The organism is Dysgonomonas sp. HGC4 (assembly GCF_001261715.1).
GTDB lineage: Bacteria > Bacteroidota > Bacteroidia > Bacteroidales > Dysgonomonadaceae > Dysgonomonas_A.
This window is the reverse complement of the sequence record NZ_CVRU01000142.1, coordinates 14,127-41,025: the sequence shown is the minus strand read 5'-3', so window position 1 is coordinate 41,025 and position 26,899 is coordinate 14,127. Positions and strand designations below refer to the sequence as shown.

27 protein-coding genes are annotated in these 26,899 nt (G+C 36.4%); 9 read left to right on the top strand and 18 right to left on the bottom strand.

Going from position 1 to position 26,899, the window contains the following annotated elements; translation table 11 throughout:
- Window positions 1-83: 83 nt before the first annotated feature.
- Window positions 84-806, bottom strand: coding sequence for a porin family protein (locus tag HGC4_RS13735; protein WP_050710710.1), 723 nt, complete (start codon window positions 804-806; stop codon window positions 84-86).
- 411 nt (window positions 807-1,217) lie between these two features.
- Window positions 1,218-4,040, bottom strand: coding sequence for an FAD-binding and (Fe-S)-binding domain-containing protein (locus HGC4_RS13730; protein WP_050710709.1), 2,823 nt, complete (start codon window positions 4,038-4,040; stop codon window positions 1,218-1,220).
- 290 nt (window positions 4,041-4,330) lie between these two features.
- Here HGC4_RS13730 and HGC4_RS13725 point away from each other — a divergent pair, with 290 nt between their 5' ends.
- From HGC4_RS13725 to HGC4_RS13715, 3 genes are read left to right on the top strand one after another with little or no spacing between them, the layout of a single operon-like run.
- Complete coding sequence (locus HGC4_RS13725) at window positions 4,331-5,563, top strand: DUF438 domain-containing protein (protein ID WP_050710708.1); 1,233 nt, start codon at window positions 4,331-4,333, stop codon at window positions 5,561-5,563.
- A 1-nt stretch (window position 5,564) separates the two neighbouring features.
- Window positions 5,565-6,083: a DUF1858 domain-containing protein gene (locus HGC4_RS13720; RefSeq protein ID WP_050710707.1), complete on the top strand. Its 519-nt coding sequence runs from the start codon at window positions 5,565-5,567 to the stop codon at window positions 6,081-6,083.
- Between the two features lie 4 nt (window positions 6,084-6,087).
- Window positions 6,088-6,384: a cupin domain-containing protein gene (locus HGC4_RS13715; protein WP_050710706.1), complete on the top strand. Its 297-nt coding sequence runs from the start codon at window positions 6,088-6,090 to the stop codon at window positions 6,382-6,384.
- A gap of 108 nt (window positions 6,385-6,492) precedes the next feature.
- On the opposite strand, the gene HGC4_RS13710 is transcribed toward HGC4_RS13715, so the two are convergent.
- Entirely contained in the window at window positions 6,493-6,864 is a 372-nt protein-coding gene (locus tag HGC4_RS13710) for a DoxX family protein (protein ID WP_050710705.1), read from the bottom strand.
- An 80-nt stretch (window positions 6,865-6,944) separates the two neighbouring features.
- On the opposite strand from HGC4_RS13710, the gene HGC4_RS13705 reads away from it, so the two are divergent.
- From HGC4_RS13705 to HGC4_RS13690, 4 genes are all read left to right on the top strand, one after another.
- Window positions 6,945-7,304, top strand: a complete 360-nt coding sequence (locus tag HGC4_RS13705; protein ID WP_050710704.1) for a winged helix-turn-helix transcriptional regulator — start codon at window positions 6,945-6,947, stop codon at window positions 7,302-7,304.
- A 67-nt stretch (window positions 7,305-7,371) separates the two neighbouring features.
- Window positions 7,372-7,737, top strand: coding sequence for a DUF6249 domain-containing protein (locus tag HGC4_RS13700; protein ID WP_199327783.1), 366 nt, complete (start codon window positions 7,372-7,374; stop codon window positions 7,735-7,737).
- Between the two features lie 5 nt (window positions 7,738-7,742).
- Window positions 7,743-8,300 carry an RNA polymerase sigma factor gene (locus tag HGC4_RS13695; protein ID WP_050710703.1) on the top strand — a complete coding sequence of 186 codons (558 nt, stop codon included), beginning with the start codon at window positions 7,743-7,745 and terminating at the stop codon, window positions 8,298-8,300.
- Window positions 8,301-8,343: 43 nt separating this feature from the next.
- Window positions 8,344-8,706, top strand: a complete 363-nt coding sequence (locus tag HGC4_RS13690; RefSeq protein ID WP_050710702.1) for a hypothetical protein — start codon at window positions 8,344-8,346, stop codon at window positions 8,704-8,706.
- Window positions 8,707-8,786: 80 nt separating this feature from the next.
- Here HGC4_RS13690 and HGC4_RS13685 read toward each other — a convergent pair whose 3' ends face one another.
- From HGC4_RS13685 to HGC4_RS13675, 3 genes are all read right to left on the bottom strand, one after another.
- Window positions 8,787-9,278, bottom strand: coding sequence for a metallophosphoesterase family protein (locus HGC4_RS13685; RefSeq protein WP_050710701.1), 492 nt, complete (start codon window positions 9,276-9,278; stop codon window positions 8,787-8,789).
- 3 nt (window positions 9,279-9,281) lie between these two features.
- Window positions 9,282-9,776, bottom strand: coding sequence for a pyridoxamine 5'-phosphate oxidase family protein (locus HGC4_RS13680; RefSeq protein WP_050710700.1), 495 nt, complete (start codon window positions 9,774-9,776; stop codon window positions 9,282-9,284).
- 105 nt (window positions 9,777-9,881) lie between these two features.
- Window positions 9,882-10,631: a hypothetical protein gene (locus HGC4_RS13675; protein ID WP_050710699.1), complete on the bottom strand. Its 750-nt coding sequence runs from the start codon at window positions 10,629-10,631 to the stop codon at window positions 9,882-9,884.
- Window positions 10,632-10,781: 150 nt separating this feature from the next.
- Between HGC4_RS13675 and HGC4_RS13670 the strand changes: the two genes are divergently transcribed.
- Window positions 10,782-11,849, top strand: a complete 1,068-nt coding sequence (locus HGC4_RS13670; RefSeq protein WP_050710698.1) for a M20 family metallo-hydrolase — start codon at window positions 10,782-10,784, stop codon at window positions 11,847-11,849.
- A 39-nt stretch (window positions 11,850-11,888) separates the two neighbouring features.
- On the opposite strand, the gene HGC4_RS13665 is transcribed toward HGC4_RS13670, so the two are convergent.
- The 12 genes from HGC4_RS13665 to mutY form a co-directional block, all read right to left on the bottom strand.
- A complete protein-coding gene (locus HGC4_RS13665; RefSeq protein WP_050710697.1) occupies window positions 11,889-13,871 on the bottom strand; it encodes a KUP/HAK/KT family potassium transporter in 1,983 nt (660 codons plus the stop codon).
- 280 nt (window positions 13,872-14,151) lie between these two features.
- A complete protein-coding gene (locus HGC4_RS13660) occupies window positions 14,152-15,249 on the bottom strand; it encodes a DegT/DnrJ/EryC1/StrS family aminotransferase (RefSeq protein WP_050710696.1) in 1,098 nt (365 codons plus the stop codon).
- 31 nt (window positions 15,250-15,280) lie between these two features.
- Entirely contained in the window at window positions 15,281-16,942 is a 1,662-nt protein-coding gene (locus HGC4_RS13655; RefSeq protein WP_050710695.1) for an amino acid permease, read from the bottom strand.
- A gap of 89 nt (window positions 16,943-17,031) precedes the next feature.
- Window positions 17,032-17,976: a GNAT family N-acetyltransferase gene (locus HGC4_RS13650; protein WP_050710694.1), complete on the bottom strand. Its 945-nt coding sequence runs from the start codon at window positions 17,974-17,976 to the stop codon at window positions 17,032-17,034.
- Window positions 17,977-18,016: 40 nt separating this feature from the next.
- Window positions 18,017-18,910 carry a WxcM-like domain-containing protein gene (locus HGC4_RS13645; protein WP_242047193.1) on the bottom strand — a complete coding sequence of 298 codons (894 nt, stop codon included), beginning with the start codon at window positions 18,908-18,910 and terminating at the stop codon, window positions 18,017-18,019.
- A complete protein-coding gene (locus tag HGC4_RS13640; protein WP_050710693.1) occupies window positions 18,895-20,286 on the bottom strand; it encodes a murein hydrolase activator EnvC family protein in 1,392 nt (463 codons plus the stop codon). Before HGC4_RS13640 ends, HGC4_RS13645 begins: the two co-directional genes overlap by 16 nt.
- Window positions 20,287-20,382: 96 nt before the next feature.
- Window positions 20,383-21,237, bottom strand: a complete 855-nt coding sequence (locus HGC4_RS13635; RefSeq protein WP_082204183.1) for a lipoprotein insertase outer membrane protein LolB1 — start codon at window positions 21,235-21,237, stop codon at window positions 20,383-20,385.
- Window positions 21,234-22,991, bottom strand: coding sequence for a tetratricopeptide repeat protein (locus tag HGC4_RS13630; protein WP_050710691.1), 1,758 nt, complete (start codon window positions 22,989-22,991; stop codon window positions 21,234-21,236). Before HGC4_RS13630 ends, HGC4_RS13635 begins: the two co-directional genes overlap by 4 nt.
- Window positions 22,992-23,022: 31 nt before the next feature.
- Window positions 23,023-23,454, bottom strand: coding sequence for a dUTP diphosphatase (dut, locus tag HGC4_RS13625; protein WP_050710690.1), 432 nt, complete (start codon window positions 23,452-23,454; stop codon window positions 23,023-23,025).
- An 84-nt stretch (window positions 23,455-23,538) separates the two neighbouring features.
- The gene (locus tag HGC4_RS13620; protein WP_050710689.1) at window positions 23,539-24,441 is read right to left on the bottom strand and encodes an EamA family transporter; all 903 of its coding nucleotides are present in this window, start codon (window positions 24,439-24,441) and stop codon (window positions 23,539-23,541) included.
- A gap of 128 nt (window positions 24,442-24,569) precedes the next feature.
- The gene (locus tag HGC4_RS13615) at window positions 24,570-25,058 is read right to left on the bottom strand and encodes a low molecular weight protein-tyrosine-phosphatase (protein ID WP_050710688.1); all 489 of its coding nucleotides are present in this window, start codon (window positions 25,056-25,058) and stop codon (window positions 24,570-24,572) included.
- A gap of 133 nt (window positions 25,059-25,191) precedes the next feature.
- Entirely contained in the window at window positions 25,192-26,295 is a 1,104-nt protein-coding gene (mutY, locus tag HGC4_RS13610; RefSeq protein ID WP_199327784.1) for an A/G-specific adenine glycosylase, read from the bottom strand.
- A 182-nt stretch (window positions 26,296-26,477) separates the two neighbouring features.
- Here mutY and HGC4_RS13605 point away from each other — a divergent pair, with 182 nt between their 5' ends.
- Entirely contained in the window at window positions 26,478-26,753 is a 276-nt protein-coding gene (locus HGC4_RS13605) for an HU family DNA-binding protein (RefSeq protein WP_026627129.1), read from the top strand.
- The last annotated feature ends 146 nt before the right edge of the window (window positions 26,754-26,899 follow it).

Here is a 26,899-nt window from a genome sequence, read left to right as displayed (position 1 = left end):
GATGAAATAACAAGACAAGTCGTTTAAATAAAAAAGTTGCATCTGACTAGATGCAACTTCGATAAAAAGCTAAAACAATTTATTTAAAACTTATACCCGATAGAGAATACTGCATTTCTATTCTTCCAAGTTGAAAAATCTCCACCAGTATAACTATTTTTTCCTGTAGATAGTTCACGTAAACCCAACTCATAATTGGCATTAAGTGAAAATTTCTTATACTCAATACCAAGGCCTCCTATCAATCCATAATCAGTATCGCCAGATTTGGAATCTTTAGTCTTCTCATAAGAAGTATTAGTTGTTCCATCTGTATTCAAAGTCTTCGTCCATGTTTCATATGTACCTTTAGCATCGATACCATAAGCAAAATAAGCTCCAGCATTAAAAGTTACATTCACATCTTTAGAAACAGGAATTTTATATCCTATTGTCAGTGGCACTTGAAGGTACTTAAACCTTCGCGAATCTTTCGAAAAGCCAGTTGTCAGGAAGCTTTCACCCTCCTCTGAAAGGTAATAAGCGGGATAATTAAAGACCCGGTTATCAGCTCCTTTAGTCGTAAATTCGAGACCGGAGCTCAAAAAGAAGCCCTTACGCAAAGCGTACTCCACGGTCACTCCTCCATTAAACCCAATAGTCCCATCTGTATTACCTGGAGTACTATGAGTATCAACATTGAAGGTTGATGCATTAATACCTGCCTTGACACCGAATGTCCATGGTGATTCAGCCTTTTGTGCCTTAACTACGGGAGCTGCGCACAGACTGATTCCCGAGATAGCTAGTAGTGTAAACGTTTTCATAAATCTAGGTTTAGTGATTTTAACGCTGCAAATCTAAGAGAAGTTTTAACAAACCAATACTGTTAAAAAAAGAATCATTGTTAAAGATTTAACCCAATTTACCCGAATTATATAAAAATGGGAATACCAATCTCTTTTTATAAAAAATTTCATAATTCAAGATTTGGCATCCACGAAATTCGACATTACTCATTTCATATTATTACAAGTTATTTAAGGGATAAGCTTCTTTTGAGAGGACAGAAATACATCAGTAAATTTTAGTGATAAAAGAACATAACACAAGAAAAATAAGGTAATAACCCATTGATAATAAATATATAATGCAATAAAAAGAAACAACTAATACGCAAAAGTATTACCTCTTGTGTATTAGTTGTTATCAATATGAGAGAAATGTGTATACTAGTTTTACCTTGTCACCTCATCAATCAAATAAAATATCGATTTGAAGTTTACATCACTATACTCTGTCATTCCGATCTCGCAAGTACGACTAGTTGAAAATCCATCTTTACAACCCGCAGGAATTTGTTCTGCCAAATGCCTTTGACCATGTTTGTTCAGCTCAGGATATGTGAATCCTCGATCTCCAGCAAAACCACAGCAATTACTTTCTACCATGGCAACTTTGTTAGAACACATTTTTGCTAACTTATATAAGTTCTGCTCCATGCCGATTTTCTTAACCGAGCAAACAGGAAATACACTGACCACTTCACGAGGGTTCTTAACAGGAAGCTTTGGCATAACAAAATCAAGCATAAACTCTATGGGGTCATATATCTTGATATCTTTATTGGTGTATGCTTCGTGGAAGGTATAAAAGCAAGGACTCATATCAAATAGAACAGGATACTTTCCTCCCTCGGAAGCTTTGTACAAAGCATCCTCTAACTCCTGAGACTTGCGTGATCCTTCCTCCTTCAACCCTTTACTGCTAAATGCCATACCACAACAAAGAGCATTAAGTCCTTCAGGGTAGATGATTGTAAAGCCTGCACGTTGAAGTAGTTCTTCTGTCTTACGAGTCAATTCAACATCTTCTTTCTTGTAGTCCTTAGATTTACCCATCGTACGGTTAATACAAGAGGGGAAATAAACGACCTTATTTTCTTGCCCTGGATTTGCTATTGTATGCTTGATCTTACGTGCTCCTTTAGGCATATATTTATTCCACTTCGGAATAGAATTTCCGGTCAAATAACGCATACTTCCGGCAATTCCTCCCATCAAGCTATCACCCAATATTGTTTGGAAGAAGCTCACGGTATTAAGACCGACCCTACCTATATTAGTAATACCCGGCATATGATCGCCAATATATTCAGCTAAATCTATGGCTGTTTCGCTAGCCTCACGATGGCGTAAATCTTTGATAAATTTACCCGTATCTATCTTCACCGGACAAGCCAATGCACAAAGTCCATCGGTGGCACAAGTTTCGTTCGAGAAGTATTGTGCATCGTGCAACATCTTCTTCAATCTATCAGGATCTTCTCCTGCGGCTTTCAATCGCGATATCTCACGAGCAATCACAATTCGTTGACGTGGCGAAAGGGTCAATCCTTCCGAAACACAATTCGGCTCACAGAAACCACACTCCATACATTTGTCAACCAATTCATGAGTTTCGGGAAGAGGTTTAAGGTTCTCTAAGTGAATCTTAGGATTCTGGTTTATAATAACTCCCGGATTAATCAACTTCTTAGGGTCGAATATATTCTTGATGCGCAGCATTATCTTGTAAGCTGCTTCTCCCCACTCTTTTTCTACAAACGGAGCCATATTACGACCCGTTCCATGCTCTGCTTTTAATGAACCATCGAACTGATTCACTACAATATCCGACAAGTCGTCCATCAGTTTAGCATATCGTTCCACCTCAACAGGTGTAGAGAAGTCCTGAGAGAAAACAAGGTGTAAGTTACCTTCTAAGGCATGACCAAACAGAACTGCGTCTGTATATTCTAATCGCTTGAAAAGGTCTTTTATAGCAATACAAGCTTCTGCTAAACGAGGTACGGGAAAAGCCACATCTTCGATAAGGCAAGTTGTTCCTGTTTTTCTTAAACCTCCCACAGAAGAAAGTAATCCTTTACGTGCTTTCCAATTGAAATTATATTCCTTAGGATCGGATGTGAATACATAGGGTTGATAGGTAGGAATAGGAGCAACCGCTTGACGAATTGCAGCTTCCTTCTGATCCATTTCTTCCTTTGTATTTGCTTGAATCTCTACTAATAATACACAAGTAGTTTCGGGTAATTCCTTGAAATAAGCAGGTGCGTCGGGATCGTTTTCTACCGAACGGATAGAATCTCTATCTAATAGTTCGACAGCAGAAACAGGGCTTTCTTTTAATAAAGGAGTTGCTTCGCATGCTTTCTCAATAGTATCGAAAATCATCAAAGTACAAGCCTTGTATTTCTCATCTACTACCGTATGATAGGTAAGATCGGATATAAAGGCTAGAGTACCTTCTGCTCCAATCATCAAATGCTTGATTATCTCAAATGGATCTTCGAAGTCGACTAAAGCATTTATACTATAGCCAGTTGTATTTTTAATTTTAAACTTTCGTTTTATTCTTTCATCTAAAACGCTGTCCGCTTTTATATCATCTCTCAATTGTTCTATTTCTCTGATGATCTCAGGATGTTTCTGGATGAAAGCTTGTTTACTTTCATTATCAGCTGTATCCAGTATCGTTCCGTCATACAGTACGATGCGAATATCAGCTATTGTTTTATATGAGTTTTGCGATGTTCCGCAACACATACCACTAGCATTGTTAGAAGCAATACCTCCAATCATAGCTGCATTTATAGAAGCAGGATCGGGTCCTATCTTACGACCGTATGGAACGAGAAATATATTAGCTCTCGAACCGGTAATACCCGGTTGAAGCCTTATTTTCAAGCCATCATCAAGAATAGAATACTTCTTCCACTGATGCGTTGCTACCATTAATACCGAATCGGTAATTGCCTGCCCCGAAAGGCTGGTACCTGCTGCCCGGTATGTTACCGGAATATTGAGTCTACCTGTTTGACGGATTACCTCTACCGCCTCTTCTTCGGAATGTACCTGTACTACAAGTTTAGGAATAAGCCTGTAAAAACTTGCATCGGTGCCATATGCCAAAAGTTGAAGAGGATTTGTTATCAGACGTTTGGGGTCGATCTTTTTCGACAACTCGCCTACTAGCTGTTCGTAATTTGGGGGTAACATAGTATTTCGTGTTTTAGTTGATCTTAGTTCGGTCTTCTTATAATGAATCGTTCAGTGAACTTAATACCATGCAATTTATAAAACTTATCTGTATTTATTCACTAAAAAGAGTTATTATTCCATACTTTCTAAAAAAAAGTATCTAACATCTAAAAAGAAAAGGCACATAACAACCTATAATAAGAAGTAGCTTCTCGAAGTAAAAACATAGGCTGTAACATTTGATACAAATTTCTGGATAACAATAGTATTAGCTTTGTATACATTCAAATAACAAATACAATTGAGCCATGAGCGAACTTATAAATAATTCAGAAAAAAAGAGAGAACTTCTAAAACACCTAATTCTTCAATTACACAAAGGAGAAGCTCCTGATATTGTACGAAAAAGACTTGAAGAACTACTTCGAAGCATTCCTTACGACGATGTGGTACAAGTAGAACAAGAACTTATAAATGAAGGATTACCAACTGAAGAGGTACTCAAACTTTGCGATATACATACAGCCGTCTTGGATGGTCATATCGACCAATCGGCAGCACGCCCCGTTCCGGCAGGTCATCCTGTTGATACATTTAATAAAGAAAATCAAGAGCTGGCAAAAGTAATAGCTCAAACCAGAGAGTCATTTATAAAAGCCCCCAATTTAAAAGAAGAGGAGATAAAAAGCTATCTGATTGAGTTGAAAGGATGCTTCAACGCTTTATCGGATGTTGACAAACATTACCTCAGAAAAGAATACTTGCTATTTCCTTTTCTAGAAAAGCACGACATAACAGGTCCTCCCAAAGTAATGTGGGGTAAACATGATGAAACACGTACTCTACTCAAAGCAACTCACGAAATATTAAGTATACCCGAAGGTCTGTCTGTTGCCGATTTATGCACCGCCATAGCCTATACGTTAGAGCCTGCATTATCTGCCATAGAAGGTATGATTATGAAGGAAGAAGAGATACTTCTACCCATGTCTATGGATACACTGACCGATGAGGAGTGGTATCAAGTATATCAACAGACGACTGAGTTCGGATTCTGTCTTTATGACCCTACGGACAAATGGACTCCCGAGAATATCGAAATAAGTAAGGTTACTTATTCGGGTAACGGAAGTATGCAACTACCAACTGGAAGTTTCTCGGTAGAAGAACTAACTGCTCTATTTAATATCTTACCACTGGATCTTACATTTGTGGATAAAGATGACAAGGTTAAATTCTTCTCATTAGGACCTCACCGTATTTTTGACAGAAACAGAGCCATCATAGGACGAAGTGTACAATTGTGCCATCCTCCACATAGTGTTCATATAGTTGAACAGATATTAAGTGATTTCAAAAGTGGTAAAGAAACCAACGCTGCATTCTGGATTAATTTTAAAGGTCGTTTCATATACATCGAATATATTGCAATGAGAAACGAAGAAGGAGAATATCTAGGAGTTATAGAATGTACTCAGGATCTTACCGAATATCGTAAACTGGAAGGAGAACAAAGGTTACTTTCTTATACGTCGAAGTAATATGGAAAAGCCACTGGATATAAATCTTCAGACAAAAGTTGCGGAAATGCTCGATCATTATCCTCAATTAGAAGAAATATTATTAGAATTATCACCCTCCTTTGCTAAGCTCAAGAATCCAATTCTCAGAAAAACAATTGCAAGGGTCGCAACATTAAAGCAAATATCTGAGATTGCAGGGCTCAATCCGGGAGAAATGATTTCCACCTTGAGGAAAGGAGTAAATCTATGCCCAGCTAATATAGATATTACTCAATCCGATAATTTTACTCCTAAACCAGAATGGGTGAATGAGAATATGATTGTTGAGGTATTCGACGTCTGTCCTATTATAAACGAAGGCAAAAGCCCCATGAAACAAATTATTGATAAAGCTCAATCATTACAAACAGAGCAGATATTGAAATTGATAACACCATTTGTACCTACTCCCATCATCGATATTTTACAAACCAAGGGATATGTTTGCTGGAGCAAAAATGAGAATAACAAAATAGAAACTTATATTATAAAAAAATAAAGACATGACTATAAAACAAATACTAAAAGACCTAGAGTCTGCCAAACGCCCTATTGCAAAAGTGTTGCAAAGCGGAACAAATTTCAAAGTAATAGCTATTGGCTTTATCAAGAATATGATTCTAGATGATCACAAAACCGATATTCCTGCCAAACTGGTAGTATTAGAAGGCAAAGTAGTATATAAAGAAGGAGATAAAATGGTAATGCTATCTCAATATGAAGAAACTCCAATTCCTGCGGGTGTTATTCATTCAGTTACAGCATTAGAAGATAGTATCTGCTTAGTTATTAAAGGATAATCGCTTTCTCGCACTTTTAAGAATCAAAATGAGGCATCAGAAGTTATTTCTGATGCCTCATTTATTTATATTCAAATAATCGCTATACAGATAATCTGAAAATCAAGATCAAACTGTAATCTGAAAGTGCTTATCTGTAAGCAGTAGAAAACCTGATAGAACACAACATATCAAAGCATTATAATAATGATTATACTCTTGATGAGCAAAATGTGCAGTCAGTGCACCAATTGCGAAGGGAGTCAAAAACAAAACTCCTATATTTCTCACCCCATGATGCCAAAAGCCCACTAATAACAATATAACCCCAATTAATTCGGCTACACCTATTATTATTGTAAAAGGTTTATTGAATCCGAGAGATAACATACTATCCATCATTGTCTTTTTTTGAAAAACTTTGTAAAGACTGGCATATCCAAATATATAGATATAATAAACGTAAGCACTCCAATGTAAAACACTAATTAATTTTTCCATATTCTTTTTTTTTACAAATGTATTGCATTACTTAGCGCTAATCAATTACCTACAAAATTGTAGGTACTACACACCGTAAAATGAAAAAAGAAAACTCTACTAATTCTATCAATAAAAACTATCTGAATGAAAATTGCGGAATGTTTTTCACATTATCCCTAATTGGCGGAAGATGGAAAATAAGTATACTTGCCGTACTTCTAGATAATGGCAGCATGAGATATGGAGAATTGAAAAGAAAAATTCCGGGTATAACAGAGCGTATGTTTATTGCACAACTCAAGGAACTAGAATCTGATGGACTTATTACAAAAACAGTATATTCAATAAAGTATCCACACGTTGAATATCAATTAAGTGAATGTGGATTATCCTTAAGAAACATATTGGATCAAATGAACGAATGGGGAGAAAAAAATAAAAATCATCCAAATTTGTAACCATTTCAAAGTTCGTCTAGTCATATTCATGAAAACAAATTAATAACAACTAAAACAACCAATAATTATGGACTTTATAGAAGATGGTTTAATACCAATTATAGCAATTCTATCAGCAGTTGCTCTTCCTATAGGATTTGGAATGTATCTCGGACTTGTAGCATTACGAACAAGAAGCAAAGAAAATCTGGAGTTGATCAAACAAGGCATCGTACCTCCACCTAAATCGAAACCTACTCCAAACAGATACAGGTCTTTGAGAAATGGATTCCTATGCATTGGTATCGCTCTAGGTTTGATTATAGGAAATATAGCAGAAACATTCCTTGCCTTACAAGAAGGTTACACCATGGCAGCTTGCGTGCTTCTGTTTCTTGGACTAGCCTATGTCTTATTCTACCTTGTGACTAAAGATAAAGATTTAGAGGAATAAAACTAATGGATGAAAAGCTACAAATAAAACAGGTTTTAAAGGGGGATACGTCCGCCTTTGCCTATTTTGTAGATACCTATCAGGATATGGCAATAACCATAGCCTTTCGTATCTGCGGAAATAAGCAGGATGCCGAAGATATCGTGCAGAATGCTTATGTAAAAGCTTTTCATAACTTGCATACATTCAGAACCGACAGCAAATTCTCGACATGGTTTTACCGAATAGTATACAATACTGCCCTAACCCACATAAGCAGTTCGGGCTTCAACACCGAATATGTTGACTACCAACATATGGATACCGAAAGTTCTTTCTCCGAATGGGATACATTAGAGAGGATAGACGAACAAGAAAGAAAGGCCGTTATCAACGAAACTTTAGAAAAGATGCCTAAAGACGAGAGTCTATTACTCACTCTATATTATTTGGAAGAGAACTCCATTAAAGATATAGTTCTGATAACGGGATTGGGTGAATCGAATATTAAAGTAAAACTACATCGGGCACGAAAGCGATTTGCTGATATTATAGGAACAATGATGCATTATGAAAAAGTTTAAAGTCATGACCTTATTGGACATAAAAAAATAGTACATTTATAATATGGAAAAGGATATTAAAAATAACATAGAAGATAGCCAATTCCGTGATTTACTATCCGGAACAAGGCTTGAAGCAAGTGACAATCTGAAATTCAGAATTATGCAACAGATTGAAACAGAAAAAGCTTTATCGAAACAGCAAGCGTCGAAGACACGTTCGGGTTTCGGAAATATATTGTCTATACTTGGAGTAATGTACTCCTTGATAGCCATACTTGGTATTGGAGTATATTTCACTTACGGAAGTGAGGCTCTAACATCGCCCTCACTCTATATGCCTTTTATATTAATAACATCAGCATGCAGTGTATTTCTGTTTATATCTACTTTTGACGACAGAAGACATTCTAAGCACAAAAAATAAGACTGTAGATATTTTAATTGCTTTGGTAGTATAAAATATTGCTATAATATTTAGCATCCCACATTACAAAAGAAGAGCTCTCAATTCGAGAGCTCTATTACTTCTAAGTCTTTGATATTTCCTTCATCAAGCACAAACCTCAACAAAGTCCGTACTTTATGAAAGCCGTACTTGCCGGCAGCACCGGGATTTATATCCAAACAATTGTATTTTTTATCGTACATTACTTTCAGAATATGCGAATGTCCGCAGATAAATAACTTCGGTGGATCGGTCTGTAAAATAGTACGTACCCTAGGATCGTACCTTCCGGGATAACCACCGATATGAGTCATAAGGACATCTACCCCTTCAAGAGTAAACCTTAAAAATTCAGGGTATGCAGCTCTTATATCAGCACCATCTGTATTTCCGTATACTGCCCTAAAAGGTTTGAAAGCTTCGAACTTCAAAGTCAAATCGAACGAGCCTATATCACCGGCATGCCATACCTCATCACAATCTGCAAAATGATGCTTATATTTTTCATCCCAATAACTATGGGTATCCGACAACAATCCTATTTTTTTCATGTTCTAATCTTTTTTATAATGATGAGATTCCCTATAAGGCACACCAAATACTTTTCCGGTCATTTTATCAACAGGGATTTTCCAGATCTTTACATTTCGAACAGCTGGATCTGAATATTTAAAAGGTCGGTCTGTATATTGTTCCATCAAGATGTCAAGAATCTCCACCTTCTCATCAAAATCTTCTACAAAAGTTACTTTACCTCGGCAGATAACACTGCTTCCTTGTACACGGTAGCTACAAGCAACTTCTTCATGTTGATGTGTGATTTCAGAAGGTGTACAAAATGTAATACAGATATTCGGATTATTCTCGAGCGAACGAACGGCAGTACCTTCGGGTCCTGAATGCAAATAGACAACATCATCTTTGTATCCAAAATTCATTGGAATAACATAGGGTAAACCATCGGTATCTATCATTCCTGCAAAACACTCTTTACACTCTTTTATGGTGCGTTCAATAAATTCCCTCTCCTCAATTGTAATAGTAACCATCTCTTATGTTTAATTATATCAGATTTAGACCAAGTATAAAATTACAAAAAAAGCACGACTCTATAAAGTGCCGCGCTTTTAAAATGAGATGCCCTTAGCTTCTTCCTATTTTTTCACTGTAATATATTCAACAGTCAAGAGAAACTTATTTTCGCCATCCACTTCTACACTTATCGGATAGTCTACATCATTGTATTTACAAGTAAATATGTCAGCACTTCCATCTGCATGCAATTCTTGCAGAGTATTATTCACAAAACATAACGGAAACCCTTGCCCTTTTATAAAATACCAAGATGGTGTTTTTATATTCTTAAATAAGCCATTCTTATCATCGTACCTTAATGTTGTCACAGAAGTCTGCCCCCCAAGCATATCTTTTCCAATATATTGCATTAAGTTTCCTTTCGAGTCATACTCATAAGTATAAAGGTATTCTGCACTGTATAATTTCAGAAGTTCACCATTACTTTCCAACTCTAATGTATCTCTATAATAAGTGTCAGCATTATTTTGCACACAAAATACTTTATTGACACTATACGTAAACTGGGTAGTATCAAACGGAGTCACAACAGAAGATAAACGTCCTTGAGTATCATATACGAGACTAAGTGTATCACCTTTTTCAGCAGGAGCTTCATTCATTGACTGAATTATATAAGTCACTCTATTTTCCTTATCATAACGAAAATAAAGGGCTACACTCCCTTCATTGCCTTCTTCCAACGATTTATTAATAATTTTTCCAGGCAGATAAATAATATCAGATTGTCCATTATCATTGTGATCATCATTACATGACACCAAAGAAAAAGACACTAAAGTGATTAGTGTTAAGAAGTAAACTTTCATAAGATGATTTTTTAGTTTTGTATTTGTTTGTTAAGAATAAGCACAAAGATATTCTTTTTGTCTTTTTGATAGATAAATTTCTCCTATACTTCTTTATTTCGTTTGTTCCATCTCGCATATTCAAGTCAATATTTTATCTTTGTTTTTGTTATGGAAAAAGATATTGACGAATTATTTTATGATGCAGTAGATCTATTAAAAAATATGATCCGCATCCCCTCATATAGCAGACAAGAGAACGAAGTAGCCGACATGATCGAATCATACATTCGGGATATGGGCTTCACACCTCAACGAAAAGGGAATAATATATGGATAAAGTCTCCCGATTTTTCGGAAACGAAACCAACCATATTATTAAATTCCCACATTGACACAGTAAAACCTGTTTCAGGATGGAACAAAGATCCTTTTGGAGCGCTAGAGGAAAACGATCGATTATACGGACTAGGAAGTAATGATGCCGGAGCTAGTTTAGTTAGCCTTATGCATACATTTTTTCTATTGACACAAAAAGCCCAAGACTATAATCTTATATTTCTGGCCTCTTGTGAAGAGGAAGTATCGGGTAAAGAAGGTGTAGAATCGGCTTTAAAAGAATTACCTACTCCCTATTTTGCCATTGTAGGAGAACCAACTGGAATGCATCCTGCCATAGCAGAAAAGGGCTTGATGGTATTAGATTGCGTAGCAACAGGAGAATCGGGACACGCTGCTCGTAATGAGGGTGTAAATGCCATCTATAAAGCAATGAAAGATATAGAATGGTTCCGCACTTTCGAATTTCCAAACGTTAGCGATTTACTTGGTCCAGTAAAAATGTCTGTAACAATGGTTAATGCAGGTACACAGCATAATGTTGTTCCCGACAAGTGTTCGTTTGTTGTAGATGTACGCAGTAACGAATGTTATAGCAACGAAGAATTATTCCATATTATCAATAAGCATACAGAGTGTGAAGTTACACCCCGTTCATATCGTCTCAATTCTTCCAAAATTGCAATTGAAAATCCTTTTGTTCAACGGGCAATAGTAATGGGCAGAGAACCTTATGGATCTCCTACACTATCGGATCAAGCTTTAATGTCGTTTCCATCTGTAAAAATGGGTCCGGGAGATTCGGCTCGCTCACATACTGCGGACGAATACATTAAACCCGATGAAATAAGGGAAGCAATAGAATATTATTACAAACTATTAAATGGCTTAAGTATTTAAGACCTCAGATTACATTGCTATCCTTCGTAATAAAAAGGACTAAGCCTCTTGATCTTGCTCCGCCTGATCCGATTGACTTATCAATCTGTCCAGAATATCATCTTTATGATGCACATTCACTAACGGAACAGTTTCTACAACCGCAAACGAAGGGTCAAGATCGAGCATTTGAGTATCAGATGTACTAAATCTCTTAATCAGATTATACCAAGCTAATGTTATTCGTTGGCGTGGTTCAAGTTCAATATTACGGAAGATACGATCTACTACAATAAAAGAAAAATCGCCTTTTGCTTTATGCATAGAGGGGTAACGAGACGATAAATCGACTTTTTTATCCCGTTCCATATTGTAGCATATCAAACGAACATATTTATCTGCATGTACCCCAACTTTAAAACCAACCCTTAGGTCGATTCTGAATATTTTACCGGGAACAAAAGTCTTAACCTCATAATCAAACTCATAAGGAGCATCTGTTCTTTTAATACGGACAAACCAATATGTATCTGCCCTTTTGGGAAATTTCTTAAATAACGAATAGGTAATTTTACTCTCCAAAGCATGTTTGTTATTGGCTTTGGTGATATATACTAGATTAGTTGCAGTCTTAGGAATTGTAGTATCCTCACTTATTTCTTGAATATGAGCTAAATAAGGCTCATTTATCTGATCGTAAGTTGTATAGTGGCGTTTGATCCGACGACCATTGAACCACGAATACATCATAAAGAAAATAATTCCGGCTATAAGGATAGATGCAAAACCTCCATGTGCGAATTTTTGCATATTGGCAACAAAGAAACTAAACTCTATAATGAAGAAGAATAACGAAACAGGAACACTAAACCAAATAGGCTTCTTCGTTTCTTTAAAATACAAGTAGAGTAACATGGTAGTCATCAACATACTCAAAGTAATAGCCAGCCCGTAAGCCGCTTCTAGTCGCGACGAAGATTGGAACATCATAATAATGATAGCACAAAATATCATCATCGTAAAGTTAACAGACGGAATATACATCTGTCCTTTGATATGCGTAGGGTATTTTATCTTCACATTAGGCCATAGATTCAGAGAGATAGCCTCGCTTATTACCGTAAATGAGCCACTAATAAGAGCCTGACTGGCAATAATAGAGGCAACGGTAGCCATAGCCACACCAATGAAGCTAAACCATGAAGGCATCATGCTAAAGAAAGGATTGATACCATGTTGTACAAGAGATGGGTTATCGATAATCCATGCAGCTTGCCCCAAATAGTTAAGTATCAGAGTTATTTTAACGAAAACCCAAGAAATACGAATATTCTTAAGTCCACAATGTCCCAGATCGGAATATAAGGCTTCGGCTCCTGTCGTACAAAGGAAAACCGCACCTAGTATAAACATCGTATGAGGTGCTTCTATCAGAAATCGAATAGCATAAAGAGGATTAAACGCTTTTATCACACTTAAATCTAAAACGAATTGACTGAGCCCCATAACCCCAATCATAACAAACCAAGCTAACATAGCCGTACCAAAATACTTACCCAACGAGCTTGTACCCAGAGGTTGTATGAGGAATATACCCATAACAATAAGCAGAGTAGCGGGTACAATAGGAACTTCGGGAACTATATTATTCAAACCCTCCATGGAGGTTATAACAGTCATTGCAGGAGTAATTACACCATCAGCCAATAAAGTAGCTGCACCTAAGGCAGCAACCACATAAGCCCAACGATATTTCTGTCGGATGAGTGCATACAGAGCTAAGATTCCCCCCTCACCTTTATTATCGGCTCTTAAAGTAAGAATTACGTATTTAAGTGTAGTTTGGATAGTTAAAGTCCAGATTACACAAGAAACCGCTCCAATAATATATTCGGGACGAGAGAGTTGATTGTCGGGAAGTGCCTCCAATACAGATTTCATCACATATAGTGGGGACGTTCCTATATCGCCAAACACTACTCCGATTGCCATAATTATACCTATCGGTCCGAAAGGTACTTTATGCCTTTTATTGCTACTCATAAGTTAAGTAAAAATTAGAATTTAGTGCCACATTTCTCAATTACAATCATCAGTCGTTCTTATCTTTCGATTGACAATAAATAGGTCTGTGACCTTATTCGTTAAAAATAGCCAAATGTATAGCTTTTTTCGAACACAACACATTTCTTAACCATAAAATAAGCAGAACATATCTGTAGTTATACATTATTAAGCTCCAAAATTTGCTGGTTCCTTGTGCCAATATGAGTACAGTTACGAGTTACAACCTTACAATCGCACAGCTTATTTTTACGAATAATTAAAATTTATTCACGACATCAACTATCTCAGTTATTTCAGAAAAAGTTAAAGCTGTATTTAAGGGCAAGCTTAATACCTCATCATGGATTCTTTCTGTTATAGGAAACGAAAGATTATTCCACTCTTTATAAGCTTCTTGTTTATGGGGTGGTATAGGATAATGAACCTGTGTTTGGATACCCTGCTCTAATAGATATTTTTGTAGTTCGTTTCTCTTTTGGCAACGTATAACAAACATATGGAAGGCATGCTCTTCAATAATGCTAACAAAAGGCAGTACAATATGATTGTTTACTATTTCATTTAAATATTTTGAGGCTAGCTCTTGTCTGTATATTGTATCGTCTTTCAAGTATTTTAATCTTACAGCTAGTATAGCTGCTTGCATTTCGTCCAAACGAGAATTAAAACCTTTGTATTTATTTATATACTTAGCCTCTGTTCCATAATTAGCTAATGCTCTGATAACTTCTGCCAATTGTTTATCATTTGTAGTGATAGCTCCTGCATCACCCAATGCTCCCAGATTTTTAGTGGGGTAAAAGCTAAAAGCAGTGGCATCACACACCCCTCCTATCGGAAGTCCGTTATACACTGCTCCATGAGCTTGAGCAGCATCGTCAATTACTTTCAGATTGTATTTTTGAGCCATTTTATTAATCTCATCCATAGGACAACATAATCCATAGAGATGAACGGGCAAAATCGCTTTAGTTCTTGATGTTATTTTCTCTTCGATCTTTTTTGGATCAAGATTATACGTTTTGATGTCAGGCTCTACCAATATTGGAGTCAATCCACTTTCGGTTATAGCTAATATTGTAGCAATATATGTGTTGGCAGGCACTATTACCTCATCGCCATCACTCATTAATCCAAGTTCTTTATAAGCATACAAAATTAATTTAATAGCCTCTAAACCATTGCCAACTCCTATACAATATTCTGCCTGACAATGCTCTGCAAAAGAGTTCTCAAATTGTTTTACTTCTTCACCAAGTATATACCAACCCGACCGAACAACACGCAAAACGGCTTGCTCAATCTCGGACTGATATATTTCATTTACTTTTTTGAGGTCAAGAAAGGGAATCATACGCTTATACCTTTTAAAGTCACAGACCTTTTTATCTCTTAATAATGGTGGCTAATTTACTCTTTTTATATCCATATAGGAAATAGATAGTCAAACCAATAGCTAACCACATTAAAAACATCAACCAATTTGACCATCCTAATTCGGTCATAAGATACAAATTAGTAAGGATACCCAATGTTGGCAACAAAGAAAATCTAAATTTATAGGCTGCAACAGAAAGTCCAACCCATGCTATCCAAAAAACAATCAATAATGGTTTTTCTTCTAGAATAGTCTTATAGTCTAACTTCAATATAAAAAGAGCGAAAGCTACAAGGAAGAGAATCGACACTATATATTTTCCATTCACATAAGGCACTTTAAACTTAGCTTTCTTGCTGTATCCTTTATAGTCGAGATATAAAACTCCTGAACAAACAAGGATAAAAGCAAAGAATGTACCTACACTTGTAAGGTCTACGACAAATTGCATATCCAGAAAGAACGAAGGTACGCTCACCAATATCCCTGCAATAATAGTTGCAAAAGCAGGAGTTTTGAACTTTTTATGAATTTTTCCAAACTTAGGCCACAACAAACCATCGCGACTCATCGTCATCCAAATACGCGGTTGTCCAATCTGAAATACTAATATCGCACTCGTTATAGCTATTACTGCACTTACAGATATTACACCTGCAATAAAATCCATATTGACCAGTTGAAAAACATAGGCCAAAGGATCATCTACACCTAATTCTTTATAGCTTACCATACCTGTCAGGACTAGCGTAATCGCAATGTACAACACTGTACATATTGCCAAACAGTAAAGCATAGCACGAGGCATATCGCGTTGTGGGTTCTTACATTCTTCGGCAGTAGTAGAAACTGAGTCGAATCCCACAAATGAGAAAAAGACAGCAGCAACCCCACCTAATACTCCGCCTACTCCATTGGGAGCAAATGGCGACCAGTTTGCAGGTTTTACAAAAAAGAATCCGGCTAGAATTACGAATAAAATAATTCCGACTTTTAGATAAACTAATAGATTATTTACCGTTTTAGATTCTTTAATCCCAACAAAGACTAATGAAGTAAGCAGTATAATAATACCTCCAGCGGGTAAGTTTATCAATATCTTATATCCAAAAATTTCGGGAGCATTACGGTATATTTCAGCCGATTGCAACACATTGGTTGGCAGATCAGGCAAACCAGCCATTACCTTCTGATATGACTCGTAAGCATTTAGATAACCAATAGACAGGTAATGCGGAAAATGTATTCCAAATCCTTCGAGCATTGTCGTGAAATATCCCGACCAAGAAATAGCAATAACCATATTGGATACTGAATATTCGAGAATAAGAGCCCAACCTATTGCCCAAGCAAAAATCTCGCCCAATGTAGCATATGTATAAGTATAAGCACTACCACTGGTAGAAATCATAGAGGCAAACTGTGCATAACACAAAGCTGTAAAAACACATGCTATGGCTACAAACACAAACAGTAACGAAACGGCAGGCCCTCCATGAAAGGCGGCACGACCGATAGTACTGAAAATACCTGCACCAATTATTGCCGCAACACCAAAAAGTGTAAGGTCTTTTACTCCCAATATTCTTTTAAGTCCATGATTCTGAATCTCTCCAACATGTCCTCCGTTACTAATATCTTTTCTTCTAAATAAGGAATTAAAATTCATTTTTTGTAGTTAAGGTCTCAGACCTTTTTTATCGTTTCATGAAACACAACAACTCTGCTATGATTCTAAAACATATCATTAAACACTTTTTATTTGGTTAGTTCTATTTGGTAGGTATCATACACGACACCTCTGGCTCCAAAGCCTTCTTTTTGGGATATTAACCCTTCGTTGAGGAAATGTCCGTTATCCTCCGTAGAGGTACCGAAGTCGAAATACCTCTTTTTATCGAAAACGTTATTTATCAAGTGATCGAATAGAAAATCTAGTGCACCATTCTCTTTACCTTCTTCCGAAGCAGATATATACTGAGTGTGAGCTACCGTATCGGTTTCAAATATTACACATCCGGCTACTATCTTATCATCTTTTAAGATGCAAAACAATCGGATATTTTCACGAAACTTATCTCTAAGATATTCTATTTCGGATAATGAATGAGTAGCTACTGCCTGATGGTTCTCTTTTAGATTCTGTTCCAAAACAGTCCAAAACTCAGCAAAGGATTCAGATTCACAAACTGTAAGATTCAGCTTATCTGCCTTTTTTATTTGTCTCTTTCTTAATTCGGCATAATCAAGCCTATCAGAGAGATCAATCGTTGAAGATATAGTCCTTGACAGCAATGTCGCATTACTTCGAAAGAGAGCATACAAATCATCTTGTGATGGATGACAATGGTACATATAGGGAATCGATTTATATATAATTTTATTTACTCCGCATTGTTGAAGATATTCAATACCTCTACCCAGTATTTCAATAGTTTGAGAAGTCTTTGTATTACATGACAGAACCAAACCACCATAAGTTAGTCCCTGATGAGAATAAAATACATTCTCTTGAATATTTGCAGGCAACAATGCTACAAGTTTATCTTTCTCAAAAAACATTAATGAGTAATCTGTGAAACGATCAGAATGATACTCCATATAATCCCGATAAAACAAAAAAGTTCCGTTTCGGGAAGAAGACACAAAGTCATCCCAAACGGACTTATATTCAGTATTATATTTTTCTATTCTAAGTAACATCAAATATCAATCGTTAGAGTTATTATTGGGGTTTGTGACCTTAATTCCCATACATCTTTTTAAAATCGCTATACTTGCGTATATAATCTTCTTCAGTATAAGCCTCAGAAGCCAGTACCAGACAAATAGCTCCTGATGAATAATTATATTCTTTAGACCATATTCCGGGCAGAACATGTATACCTTGCGTAGGTCTGTTTACACTTATCGATCTTTTACTCTTTCCATCATCAAGCTCAACGTCAAAACTACCACTGGCAGCCAAAAGAAATTGATGACACTTTTTGTGTGCGTGCATCCCTCTGGTTTTACCATAAGGAATATCATATACAAAGAAAACACGCTTCACATCAAAAGGAATATCCAAGGAACAATGTATTGGTGTTAGATTTCCTGCCCTGCTTTTTATTGTAGGCAATTCAATCTGAGAGCATCCCAAAACGGTACTATCCTGGACTATCGTTTTACTTTCTTGAATAGATTCAGAATCCAAAGAGTTCGCCTCTGTTTGACCTTCTTCTATTTTTAGAAATTGCTTAAACTTTTTGAAATTACGAATATATTCAACCTCATCATAAGCTCCGGACGAAATTACAAGGCAAACCGAATTCGTTGCAAAGTTTTCTAATGTGCGCCACATTTTTGCAGGAACATACAATGCTTTATAGGCTCTATTGAGTTGATAAGTTCGCGTTTCTTTGCCATCATTCAAAACAACATCAAAACTTCCCGAAAGGGCAATTATTATTTCTTCCTGCGTTTTAAAGGCATGGCTGCCTCTCTTCTGTCCTGCAGGAACATCGGATATCCAATAAACACGCGCTATTTTGAACGGAATTTGTCCGCCTTCTTCAATAAAAGAAAGATTGCCTCTTGAATCTTCCACTTTTGGTAGATCCAAGATTTGCTCTTTTACTTTTATTTTTGAAGCCATGGCTCAGGATTCAATTTGGTTGTTCCTTGCCACAACTGAAAATGCAGTTGAGAGTTCCCTGTATCCGAATCGGTATAAACCGTCCCTAGAGCTTGTCCAGCAGATATTTTTTGTCCTTGCTTGACAAAAATCTGCTGAATATTTCCGTAGAACGAATAATACCCTCCATGTCGTATAATAATACAGTTATTAAATCCGGGGAATGCTACCACACGTGATACTTCTCCTCCAAAAACGGCACGGGCTTGAGCTCCCGATCGTGCTTGTATATCTATACCATTACTATTGGTAGTTACTCTCCATTTACTGTTCTGCTGCGTACCAAAACGTCCTACAATACTATAACTACCAGTTACGGGCATTGGTAAGCGTCCTTTATTGGCTGCAAAGTTAGATGAAAGCTTGAAGTTTTCAGCTGTTACCGTAGGTGTAGCCATCGCAACTTCTTCTCGCTCTCTTGGCGATTCTCTTTCTATCTTTGGAGCAACTTCCTCTTCTTTTGGCTCCTCTGATTTTACAGGTGGCTTATTCGCATTTCTTGCAGCTTCACGTCTGTCTCGTTCAGCCTTTGCTGCTCGCTCTGCCCTTTCTCTTTTGAGTTTTTCTCGACGAGCTTGTTCTTCTGCCAAACGTCTGGCTTCGCGTTCTTGTCGCTCAACCTCCTGTGCAATCAGCTTCTCAATCTGAGCGTTCAGATTATTAGCTTGCTTCTGTTTGGTTTGTAATATACTTTGCAGTTCCTTTTGCTTCTTACTGGCATCCGAAACCTCTTGTTTATGAACCTCTTCTTCCTTTTGTAAATTAGTTTGTTCTTTCTCTCTATTACCTAGCAAAGCATTCTTTTCGGCCTTCGATTTTTCAAGAGCCGCTTTTTTCTCCTCTAGAGTCTTCTGCTTTTGTTTGATGTCAGTAATCTGATTATCTCTCCATTCCGAATAATCTTTTAGATACTTCATACGGCGAAGCGATTCAGCCAAAGAACTCCCCGATAAAACAAACAATAATTTATTACCGCTTTGTTTTCTCAAAACAATACCTTGTACTGCTCTGGCATACGATTTTTGCTGATTTTTGAGATTGGCAGAAAGAATCACGATCTCTTTTTCGGTTATTGCTTGCTGCTCAGAAATAGCGGCAACTTCTTGATTAAGCAAAGAAATCAATCGCTGACGAGAACTTATTTGTTCAGTCAAAAGATTGATTCTACTTAGTAATGTGGAAGTATTTTTTTTAGTCTCATTCAGTAACAAGGTTGTACTCTCTATTTCGCGTAGAGCCAGTTTCCTCTTATTCTCCAAGTCTTTTATTTTATTTGACTGGGGAAAGACAACTATAGTCGAGAGAAATAATATAAATACAACAAGTACTGATCTCATCTTATCACTTAAAGGTCGCCGACCTATTTGTTGCTTAGGTAAGCTCACTCACCAAAAGCTTGTTATAACTAAACAATCTAATGACAGTATTTTAGCTTACTTAATGTAATTTTTCAGAATATCTAAGACCGAAACCTTAGTATATTTAGAAGGCAGGCTATTATCTACTGTCAACTCTTTATTAAAATCCAATCCTGAATTGGACATAATTAATTTGACTTTCTTCTTATTGATGTCAACATTCGCTTCCATCGTAGTAGGATACAAAGATGCAGATTCTTTTACAAAATCGCTATACATCCATCGCAATGAATATTTTCCATCCTTAGCTGTAATATGGGTAGCTGACACTCTATCGTTCGGATCGATAACAAATCGATACGATAATCCTGTTTTATCTTTTGTTTCCAGATGGTATTTACCTCCATTCATCGAAATATCGTATGTATTGTAGTCACTTGCTACTACACGGCTTTTTCCGGGAATAAATAAAGCATCTGTAAATAAGGCTTGCAAATTATTATAATTGAATTGGATACCACGTTCCTGCTCCAAATCTTTAATGTTTTCGACTGCATATTTCTTCGATAAGCGATCTATAACATACACCGAGTCGGGCGTAATGCTCACTCTGAAAACTTCTGAATTGATAAATGGGGCACGTATCGACAATTGAATAATTTCGTCTCTTACAATCTTAAGTTGACTATTGACCTTCATCCCCGATGTTTTCGAGCCCGAAATCATTTCCAAAGAAATCTTTCCGCTTATTGTTTTATAGTCAGTTTCAGCAGACAATACGTCTTTCACAACTTGGTCGTGTGTTTTAGAAACTACCGAACCATCGTTACTTACAATCGTTTTCGACGATTTACAAGATGAAATCGCAGCTACCAAACAAAAGAATAAAACCAGCTTATAAATATTTCTTACGCTACTTGTATTCATCATTTTTCGGGATTAGGGGCAATAAACGTTTTTGCTTTAATCTTTTGATCCAAAGTTTTCGATTCGCTGCCTTTTTCTTTGGCTTTTTCCCAATACACAACAGCGTTCTCTTTATCGTCCATCATATACAAAACATCACCATAATGTTCTAATACTTCTGCACTAACCTCTTTTTCTTTCTCTTCGCTATACTTTACAGCATTCTCCAGATATATTTTTGCAGTAGTATATGCTCCCTGCATAAACAGTATCCAGCCATAAGTATCCAAGTATGTAGGATTAGTAGGCTCAGCTTTAATAGTAATGCTACTCATATTTTCAGCTTTATCAAGCTCCTTATGAGCTAATGACAGATAATAACTGTAATTATTAAGCACTCCCAGATTCTGAGGATTGTATTTCAATGCCTGATCGAACTCAACAAAAGCACTATCCTGCTGTTTCAGCTCATAATATATACTCCCTTTCTGTCCGTAAAACTCGGACAATAAACGAGGATTATCTTTTGCAAAAACAATTCCATTCTCTAAAGTCTTTAAAGCTTCTTTAAATTCCTTTTTCTGATATTGACCTACCGAAAGGTAAAAATAGAACAAAGGCTCTTCAGGTAAATATACGATTGCCGACTTACAAACATCAATCAATGCATCTATACTATCTACATCTGTCGATTGTAACAATTGCTCCCAACCTACAGGATTTGTAGGGTCAGATTCAGCATAAACTCTATATTGGAAATTAGCTTCTTTCTTTTTGTCTTGTAACATCAACAAGTTACCATACAGCAAGTTGAACTTTGCTTCTTGTGGATGCTCCACCATTAAAGAGTCCAAAAGCAAATGTGCAGGTTCTAAATCTTGTTGACCCTGTTGAAGTATCCCAATATATTGGCTAAGTATGCCAATTTTAGTATCTATGTCTGTTTTCTCACTAAAAAGTGCTGCACGAAGTTCTGCTTCGGCTTTAGGCTGATCGTTTACCGTTTGGTAATAATTAGCCATAGAAGTTATTAAATAAGGATCTTCGGGATCAATCGATTTAGCCTTACTCAATGAAGCATAGGCCTCTTTATTTTTCCCATCCTGTAAATAGAGGTTTGCCAACAAGATATAATATCTGATATCATCGGGGTATTTGTCTATATACTTCTGAACCTCAGCATACGCCTTTTTCTTATCGTTGAGAGCCGAATAGAGTTTAAACTTCTGGATAGTGATTTTCTCATTCATACCCATAGTACGCTCCAAATCGTTCAACGCCTGAATAGAGTTCAACAAATCCCCATCAAGGCGATACACCTCCGACAGATACATATACAATTCTATTTTTAGCGGATTCTGATTGATCAGCTTTTGATAAATTAAAGCAGCATCTTTATAATCTTGCCTCTCAGCAGAGGAGGCTGCCAAAGCCATATTATAATAGAAATTATCTGCATCATAGCCAACAGCTCTTTTGTAATACGTATATGCCCGATCTTTATTCTGAATAGAGTTAAAGAAATTACCCAATTCAAATAAAACATTGGCATTTGTAGAATCTATCTTCATACAGTATTGCAAGAAATCGTATGTTGAACCGTACTGCTCAATAGATTTAGCATTCAAGGCATTGTAAAAATAATAATCAAACTTACGTTGATCATCTAAGCTCAGAGTCGGATGCTTTACATCCCCCTTAGCTTTCTGTGCAAATATATTACTGATGCCTAAAACAAATACTATAAAAAATAAGATCGGGAATTTATAGTTTGACATATATGTTATGTGCTTAGTGTTTAGCTGATTTTCATTTTCCGGTATGACCAAAACCGCCTGCTCCTCTAACCGTTTCGTCTATGGCATCTACAACATCCCACTCTATAGTAGCATGAGCAGCAATAACCATCTGACAAATACGCTCTCCATTCTGGATTGTAAAAGGTTCGTTAGATAAATTTACAAGTATTACACGTATCTCGCCTCTGTAATCTGCATCAATTGTTCCGGGCGAATTCAAGACTGTAAGCCCATGTTTCAAAGCCAATCCACTTCGTGGACGTATTTGAGCTTCATATCCTTTGGGCAACTCAAGAAACAAGCCTGTTGGAACAAGCGTTCTTTCGAGAGGTTGTAATACTATATCGGCATCTATATTTGCTTTTAAATCAAGCCCTGCCGAATATTCTGTTGCATATTCAGGCAGTGAGTGAGCCGATTTATTTATAATTTTCACTTTCATATCTTGTGTATTCTGCTGTTCAATCTGTTGCGAAATTAATTAATTCTTTATCAAAGATAGTGTAATTGACTAAAAACTTAACATTTAATTAGGTTTCAACATTTTGATAAAGGAAATGTTCATTAATGCTATCGCAAAAAGAATTAAGACAATCCCAATCCACTGATAAACGTTGACCGATTCGTTAATAAAAAGATAAGCCATAGATACCGAGACAGGTAATTCAACAGAAGCTATAATACCCCCAAGACCGACACCAACCAATGGCATTCCTTTTGTAAAAAGTAGAGGAGGAAGGATCGTCCCGAAGAAAGCAATTATAAGCCCCCAAGTCCACAGCACACTCGGATCGAATTTCTCAAACAGAGAATACCCCCAGACTAGCGAAACAACTACCAAAGAACCTATTAACATAAACATACTACGCACCATCGGACGATAGCCTGTTGCTATATTATTCGTAGCCAAAAATGTGAGACTATATGAAATCGCAGCCAGAAATCCCCAGAAAATACCTCTCCAATCTAAATCGGCTTCTGCATTTAATACATTTGTTGCTAGAACAGTACCAATCAAAACAATAACAATTGAAACCAACTTTATAGGAGTCGGCTTAATTTTATTTACCACCAGATCTACAACTACACCTATCCATACCGACTGCATCAACATTACAATACATACCGAAACGGGTATATATCTCAACGATAGGTAATAAAACGTACTTGTTAAACCCAACGGAATACCTCCAAGTAACAATCTTACAATATCCTTACGATGGGGGCGATCGGCAACACTTGAAGGAGAGAATCTATTAAATATCAAATTCAACAAAATCATACATGACGCTCCAATCAGCGCCTGTGCAAATGTCAGTTCAGCAGTTGTGTAGCCATCTGCTAACCCTTTTTTTATAAACGTAGCTACAATTCCGTAGCTTGAAGCTCCAATCGCAACAAGCAAAATACCTTTTAGTGACTTATTCATCTTTATCTCTTTCTCAACTCTTCCTACGAGTGTTCTTAAGGTCACAGACCTGTTTATTTATTTTTGGCAAGTATAAATGCAATTGACAGTTGTAGTAAAATTGCACCTTACTAAATACCTACCATTACTTAAAGTATTACTTTTTCTTCTATATGCTTCATTAACCCATCACAGGCGTCTTCCAATAAATCCAAAACCAACTCGAAGCCATCAGCCCCCATGTAATAAGGATCGGGGATATGATCGTAACCGTGTTTTTGAGAAAACTCAACCATTCGGTGTACTTTTTTTTGCGATTCAAGATCGGGACTAAGCCTCATTATATTACTATAATTACTATCATCCATTGCTAGAATGATATCAAAATCATCAAAATCGTTTACAGTAAATTTTCGTGAAAGCGAATCAAACACATAATCTCTACGTTCCCCATGACGACGCATGCGATGATCGGGCAAATCTCCATCGTGATAACCTGATGTTCCGGCAGAATCTACCTCCAACTTACCTTCTAGGCCTTTTTCTGAAATAATATGTTTCATTATACCTTCACCCGCTGGAGAACGACAGATATTCCCTAAACAAACAAATAATATTTTATATTTTTCCTTTTCCATTTTATACTATTTTGAGTAAACAAACCTATTTAATGATATGTTTAGAGCAATAGCCGATTACAGTTATTAGATCAACCCAAGACATTAAATAAATCTGAGTCTTTATTTACAAAATGACACAAATATACAACTCTTACGCGAATAAATCGCCCTCACTCTGATGTTCTAAGTAGCGATCTACCAGCCGCGAGATAGCAAAATTAAATAAATTAGCTTTATCAATCTTCAAGAATTGCTCTTGAATAGCCACATCATCAGTAATCGTAATAGTATAAAAATTTGCATAAATTATACGATGCGATAGTACATGTTTCAATGTCATACCCATCGGATGGATAGATATATTTCCTGCCTTTTCAAAAATCTGGCGAAAAGCCTCTGTCTCCTGCAATTGATCTAAAGTTAATTTTTCCTCAGTTTCAATAAGAGGCAACTCATATAGATTTTTCCATATATCATTACCCGTACGTTTATTAAGAAACATCGAAGAACCAATTCTTATATCCAGATAATTAAAATAACGCTCTTTCACTTTAACCTTTCCCTGCTTCACAGGATAGGCGGATACTTTATTCTGGCTATACGCCAAACAGATATCAGACAATGGGCAAATTCCGCAATTGGGAGAAACAGGCACACATTGCAATGCCCCTAATTCCATTATAGCTTGATTGTGCTCTCCGGGATGCTCTGGATCCAGTAACTCATTTGCCAGATCGGTAAAAACTTTCTTACCTTGAGTCGTATCTATTGGAGTATCTATACCAAAAAGACGAGACAGAACTCTAAATACGTTCCCATCAACTACTGCATGTGGCAATTCAAAAGCAAAAGAACCCACCGCTGCCGCTGTATATTCGCCTACACCCTTTAGCGACAAAATATCTTTATAAACAGAAGGGAATACTCCGCCAAAATCTGAAATGATCATTTTAGCTGCTGTATGCAAATTTCGGGCCCTACTATAATACCCCAATCCTTGCCACAATTTTAAAACCTCATCCTCATGAGCATTAGCAAGCGAAGCAACTGTAGGGAATGTTTGTGTAAAACGCATATAATAATCATACCCCTGCACCACACGCGTTTGTTGCAGAATTATTTCGGATAGCCAAATAAAATAAGGATCTTTAGTTTCACGCCACGGTAAATCTCTTTTATTTTGGTCGTACCACCTTATTAATATATGGCTGATAAAAAAAGCCTCTTTATCGTTAATTAAATTACCTGTTTCCAATCGTCAAAAATTAAACTTAAAATATCGTTAAATAAAGACAAAGATACTTCATTATTAAAGCCTAGTGAGAAAATAATTAGTTTTTAATGAAAAATGCCTTTCAATTATTTTTAAAGGAAATAAAAAAGCTATATATTTGCAGTCCAAAAAATTAGTAATTAACAATAAAAGGAAATACAAAAATGACAAAAGCAGATATCGTTAACGAAATTGCTAAAAATACTGGCATCGATAAGGCAACCGTTCTAACAGCCGTGGAATCTTTTATGGAAGTAGTGAAAGACTCTCTAAGTAAAAGCGAGAATGTTTATTTGAGAGGTTTTGGCAGCTTTGTTGTAAAAAAACGTGCTCAAAAGACTGCTCGTAACATCTCTAAGAATACAACAATCATCATCCCAGAGCACAACATTCCATCTTTTAAACCTGCTAAAGTTTTTGTAAATCAAGTCAAAAAATAAGTAGAATAACGTAGAGTATTAATTTCTAAATATAAAAGATATGCCAAGCGGTAAAAAAAGAAAAAGACATAAAATGTCTACGCACAAACGCAAAAAAAGACTTAGAAAAAACAGACATAAAAAGAAAAAATAATCTTTTTCACGTC

What these genes read in the sequence shown, in the direction of transcription:
- HGC4_RS13670 (WP_050710698.1), top strand. Translation starts at nt 10,782, where the DNA reads ATGGAAAAAGATATTGACGAATTATTTTATGATGCAGTAGATCTATTA.
- HGC4_RS13645 (WP_242047193.1), bottom strand. Translation starts at nt 18,910, where the DNA reads ATGGCTTCAAAAATAAAAGTAAAAGAGCAAATCTTGGATCTACCAAAA.
- HGC4_RS13730 (WP_050710709.1), bottom strand. Translation starts at nt 4,040, where the DNA reads ATGTTACCCCCAAATTACGAACAGCTAGTAGGCGAGTTGTCGAAAAAG.
- HGC4_RS13735 (WP_050710710.1), bottom strand. Translation starts at nt 806, where the DNA reads ATGAAAACGTTTACACTACTAGCTATCTCGGGAATCAGTCTGTGCGCA.
- HGC4_RS13650 (WP_050710694.1), bottom strand. Translation starts at nt 17,976, where the DNA reads ATGTTACTTAGAATAGAAAAATATAATACTGAATATAAGTCCGTTTGG.
- HGC4_RS13720 (WP_050710707.1), top strand. Translation starts at nt 5,565, where the DNA reads ATGGAAAAGCCACTGGATATAAATCTTCAGACAAAAGTTGCGGAAATG.
- HGC4_RS13655 (WP_050710695.1), bottom strand. Translation starts at nt 16,942, where the DNA reads ATGAATTTTAATTCCTTATTTAGAAGAAAAGATATTAGTAACGGAGGA.
- HGC4_RS13690 (WP_050710702.1), top strand. Translation starts at nt 8,344, where the DNA reads ATGGAAAAGGATATTAAAAATAACATAGAAGATAGCCAATTCCGTGAT.
- HGC4_RS13605 (WP_026627129.1), top strand. Translation starts at nt 26,478, where the DNA reads ATGACAAAAGCAGATATCGTTAACGAAATTGCTAAAAATACTGGCATC.
- HGC4_RS13620 (WP_050710689.1), bottom strand. Translation starts at nt 24,441, where the DNA reads ATGAATAAGTCACTAAAAGGTATTTTGCTTGTTGCGATTGGAGCTTCA.
- HGC4_RS13630 (WP_050710691.1), bottom strand. Translation starts at nt 22,991, where the DNA reads ATGTCAAACTATAAATTCCCGATCTTATTTTTTATAGTATTTGTTTTA.
- HGC4_RS13685 (WP_050710701.1), bottom strand. Translation starts at nt 9,278, where the DNA reads ATGAAAAAAATAGGATTGTTGTCGGATACCCATAGTTATTGGGATGAA.
- HGC4_RS13695 (WP_050710703.1), top strand. Translation starts at nt 7,743, where the DNA reads ATGGATGAAAAGCTACAAATAAAACAGGTTTTAAAGGGGGATACGTCC.
- HGC4_RS13640 (WP_050710693.1), bottom strand. Translation starts at nt 20,286, where the DNA reads ATGAGATCAGTACTTGTTGTATTTATATTATTTCTCTCGACTATAGTT.
- HGC4_RS13635 (WP_082204183.1), bottom strand. Translation starts at nt 21,237, where the DNA reads ATGATGAATACAAGTAGCGTAAGAAATATTTATAAGCTGGTTTTATTC.
- HGC4_RS13675 (WP_050710699.1), bottom strand. Translation starts at nt 10,631, where the DNA reads ATGAAAGTTTACTTCTTAACACTAATCACTTTAGTGTCTTTTTCTTTG.
- HGC4_RS13680 (WP_050710700.1), bottom strand. Translation starts at nt 9,776, where the DNA reads ATGGTTACTATTACAATTGAGGAGAGGGAATTTATTGAACGCACCATA.
- dut (WP_050710690.1), bottom strand. Translation starts at nt 23,454, where the DNA reads ATGAAAGTGAAAATTATAAATAAATCGGCTCACTCACTGCCTGAATAT.
- HGC4_RS13725 (WP_050710708.1), top strand. Translation starts at nt 4,331, where the DNA reads ATGAGCGAACTTATAAATAATTCAGAAAAAAAGAGAGAACTTCTAAAA.
- HGC4_RS13660 (WP_050710696.1), bottom strand. Translation starts at nt 15,249, where the DNA reads ATGATTCCCTTTCTTGACCTCAAAAAAGTAAATGAAATATATCAGTCC.
- HGC4_RS13715 (WP_050710706.1), top strand. Translation starts at nt 6,088, where the DNA reads ATGACTATAAAACAAATACTAAAAGACCTAGAGTCTGCCAAACGCCCT.
- HGC4_RS13665 (WP_050710697.1), bottom strand. Translation starts at nt 13,871, where the DNA reads ATGAGTAGCAATAAAAGGCATAAAGTACCTTTCGGACCGATAGGTATA.
- HGC4_RS13700 (WP_199327783.1), top strand. Translation starts at nt 7,372, where the DNA reads ATGGACTTTATAGAAGATGGTTTAATACCAATTATAGCAATTCTATCA.
- HGC4_RS13710 (WP_050710705.1), bottom strand. Translation starts at nt 6,864, where the DNA reads ATGGAAAAATTAATTAGTGTTTTACATTGGAGTGCTTACGTTTATTAT.
- HGC4_RS13615 (WP_050710688.1), bottom strand. Translation starts at nt 25,058, where the DNA reads ATGGAAAAGGAAAAATATAAAATATTATTTGTTTGTTTAGGGAATATC.
- HGC4_RS13705 (WP_050710704.1), top strand. Translation starts at nt 6,945, where the DNA reads ATGAAAAAAGAAAACTCTACTAATTCTATCAATAAAAACTATCTGAAT.